Source organism: Hydrogenophaga sp. (assembly GCF_051007235.1).
Lineage (GTDB): Bacteria > Pseudomonadota > Gammaproteobacteria > Burkholderiales > Burkholderiaceae_C > Hydrogenophaga.
On sequence record NZ_JBPCSJ010000405.1, the window covers coordinates 1 to 2,920 of the forward strand.

Annotated in this window: 4 protein-coding genes; all 4 read left to right on the forward strand. The window is 66.1% G+C overall.

Annotated elements, in window-relative coordinates; all coding sequences use genetic code 11:
- Positions 1 to 427: aldehyde dehydrogenase family protein (locus ACR2JA_RS14455; RefSeq protein WP_434009778.1), on the forward strand; the 427-nt coding region annotated here is incomplete at its 5' end.
- Positions 428 to 914: 487 nt separating this feature from the next.
- The gene (gene hpaD, locus ACR2JA_RS14460) at positions 915 to 1,841 is read left to right on the forward strand and encodes a 3,4-dihydroxyphenylacetate 2,3-dioxygenase (RefSeq protein ID WP_434009779.1); all 927 of its coding nucleotides are present in this window, start codon (positions 915 to 917) and stop codon (positions 1,839 to 1,841) included.
- Between the two features lie 2 nt (positions 1,842 to 1,843).
- On the forward strand, positions 1,844 to 2,290 hold the full coding sequence (locus ACR2JA_RS14465) for a 5-carboxymethyl-2-hydroxymuconate isomerase (RefSeq protein ID WP_434009780.1): 447 nt from the start codon (positions 1,844 to 1,846) through the stop codon (positions 2,288 to 2,290).
- A 7-nt stretch (positions 2,291 to 2,297) separates the two neighbouring features.
- Positions 2,298 to 2,920: 2-oxo-hept-4-ene-1,7-dioate hydratase (locus tag ACR2JA_RS14470; protein WP_434009781.1), on the forward strand; the 623-nt coding region annotated here is incomplete at its 3' end.

Here is a 2,920-nt window from a genome sequence, read left to right on the forward strand (position 1 = left end):
TCCCAGTTATGCCCCCGAACTGCCCGAGCGCGTGCGCCGCGGCAACTACGTGTGGCCCACGGTGTTTGCCGACGTGGACAACCGCATGCGAATAGCGCAGGAAGAAATCTTCGGCCCGGTCGCCTGCCTGATCCCGTTCAAGGACGAGGCGGATGCGATCCGCATCGCGAACGACATCGCCTACGGTCTAAGCAGCTATGTCTGGACCGAGAACATCGGCAAGGCGCACCGGGTGGCGGCTGCGGTGGAAGCGGGCATGTGTTTCGTGAATTCGCAGAACGTGCGGGACTTGCGGCAGCCGTTTGGTGGCACCAAGGCATCGGGCACGGGGCGTGAGGGCGGGACGTGGAGTTACGAGGTGTTCCTGGAGCCGAAGAACGTCGCTGTTTCCATGGGCTCGCACCATATTCCTCATTGGGGTGTTTGACGTGCTCGCTGTGGTTTCGCTCACAGACCCGGGCGGAATGGCGATCGCGGGGTACACGACTCCGCGAATGTCCCCCGAAATGGGCTGCGCCCATTTCTCCTCCTTTATTTCGCTGCGTCGTGCACCCCACGCTCACCATTCAGAAGCAGCGATGGCACTCCCCGGTCGGTGTACCGATGCGCAGCGAGTGAAGGCGGTGATGGGGGGCTGCCGCAGCGAAAGGGCGACGCGGGCGAGGTTCCCACGGATGTGGGCGCCCGTTGTCGGGATGGGATGCGAGGCGCAAAACGCAGACGGGCCGGTCGGCCCGGCGAGGCTTTGCAACGACGCAGACCGCCCGAGAACGGGATGCCCGCGCCGTGCGGAACCTCGTCCGCGTCGCCTGACGGAGGAGGGCCGGAACGGCACGGGGGACATTCGCGGAGGCAGGCCCGCGTCGCCGCCTTCCACCACACACGTCAGCCGATAAGCAACAGGAGACAACAGCATGGGCAAAGTAGCACTGGTCGGCAAGATTACCCACGTCCCCTCGATGTACCTCAGCGAACTCGACGGCCCCCGCAAAGGCACCCGCCAGGACGCCATCGACGGCCACAAGGAAATCGCACGCCGCTGCCGAGAACTGGGGGTAGACACCATCGTCGTCTTCGACACCCACTGGCTCGTCAACGCCACCTACCACCTCAACTGCGCCGAACACTGGCAAGGCACCTACACCAGCAACGAGCTGCCCCACTTCATCAGCAACATGGGCTACGCCATCCCCGGCAACCCCGAGCTCGGCCAGCTGCTCGCCAAGGTGGCGAACGAGCACGGCGTCGAAGCCCTGCCCCACCACGCCACCACGCTACAGCCCGAATACGGCACGCTCGTGCCCATGCGCTACATGAACGCCGACCAGTACTTCAAGGCGGTCTCGGTCTCGGCGCTGTGCACCTCGCATTACCTCAACGACAGCGCCCGCCTGGGCTGGGCCATGCGCAAGGCCGTCGAAGACCACTACGACGGCACTGTCGCTTTCCTCGCCAGCGGCTCGCTCAGCCACCGCTTCGCACAAAACGGCCTCGCCCCTGAATACGCCTTCAAGGTCTGGAGCCCCTTCCTGCAACACCTGGACGACGAGGTCGTGCGCATGTGGAAAGCGGGCGCGTGGAAGGACTTCTGCGAGATGCTGCCCGAGTACGCCGCCAAGGGCCACGGCGAAGGCTTCATGCACGACACGGCCATGATGCTCGGCGTGCTGGGCTGGAGCGAATACACCGGCCAGGCCGAGATCGTCACGCCGTACTTCGGTGCCAGCGGTACCGGCCAGATCAACGCGCTGTTCCCGGTGCTGCCGGTCAGCGGATCGGCCATCCCGCAGCCCGTGGCCTCGCGCGCCGACGGCTTCTCAACCATCGCCACCCGACTCTGAAGATGCCCCACCTCGTCATCCTCTACACCCCCACTCTCGACAAGCCCGCCTCGCAAGGCGGTGTCGACATGAGCGGCCTGTGCCGCGCGCTGGCCGACTCCATGCTCGCAGTGCGCGACGAGCAGGACCGCCAGGTCTTCCCCACCGGCGGCACGCGCGTGCTGGCCTACCCCGCGGCGCACAGCGCGGTGTCCGACGGCGGTGCGGCGGGCGTGGCCGCGGGCCTGGGCGGCGACTACGCCTTCGTCTACATGAACGTGCGCATGGCCAAGGGCCGCAGCGCGGTCGTGCACCAGCGCGTGGGCGAGGCGCTCAACGCCGTGGTGAAAGAGCGCTTCGCCGAACAGCTGGCCAGGCGCCCCATCGGCATCACCGTGCAGGTGGACGAAGGCACAGAGGTCTTCGACGCCAAGAACAGTTCCCTGCACCCGCTCTTCAACAAGTCATAAAGAAGCCATGTTCGACGACGCCCTCGTTCAGCAGCTCGCCGCCGAGCTGCAGCAGTCCCAGCAGACCCGCACGCAGGTCGAGCACTTCTCCAAACGCCACCCCGGCATGACTGTCGAAGACGGCTACCGCATCGGCCGCGCCTGGGTCGAGCTGGAAAAAGCCGCCGGCAAAAAAGTCATCGGCCACAAGATCGGCCTGACCAGCCGCGCCATGCAGATCAGCAGCCAGATCGACGAGCCCGACTACGGCACCCTGCTGGACGACATGCTCTACACCGCGAAGGCCGGCGAGGTGCTGGAGATTCCGGTCAAGAACTTCATCGCCCCGCGCGTCGAGGTCGAACTGGCCTTCGTGCTCAAGGCGCCGCTGGCCGGCCCGAACGTGACGGTGGAAGACGTGTTGGCCGCGACCGAGTACATCACCCCCGCCATCGAAATCATCGACGCGCGCATCGAGCAGTTCGACCGGCACACCAAGGTGATGCGCAAGGTCTACGACACCATCAGCGACAACGCGGCCAACGCCGGCATCGTGATCGGCGCGGGCGACCCCGCGTTCAAGGCCGACCCGCGCAGCACCAACCGCCCCTGGTGCGGCGCCATCCTGCGGCAGAACGGCGCGGTCGAAGA

Excerpts from the sequence above, each read along its gene's own strand:
- hpaD (WP_434009779.1), top strand. The coding sequence starts at position 915 with ATGGGCAAAGTAGCACTGGTCGGCAAGATTACCCACGTCCCCTCGATG.
- ACR2JA_RS14465 (WP_434009780.1), top strand. The coding sequence starts at position 1,844 with ATGCCCCACCTCGTCATCCTCTACACCCCCACTCTCGACAAGCCCGCC.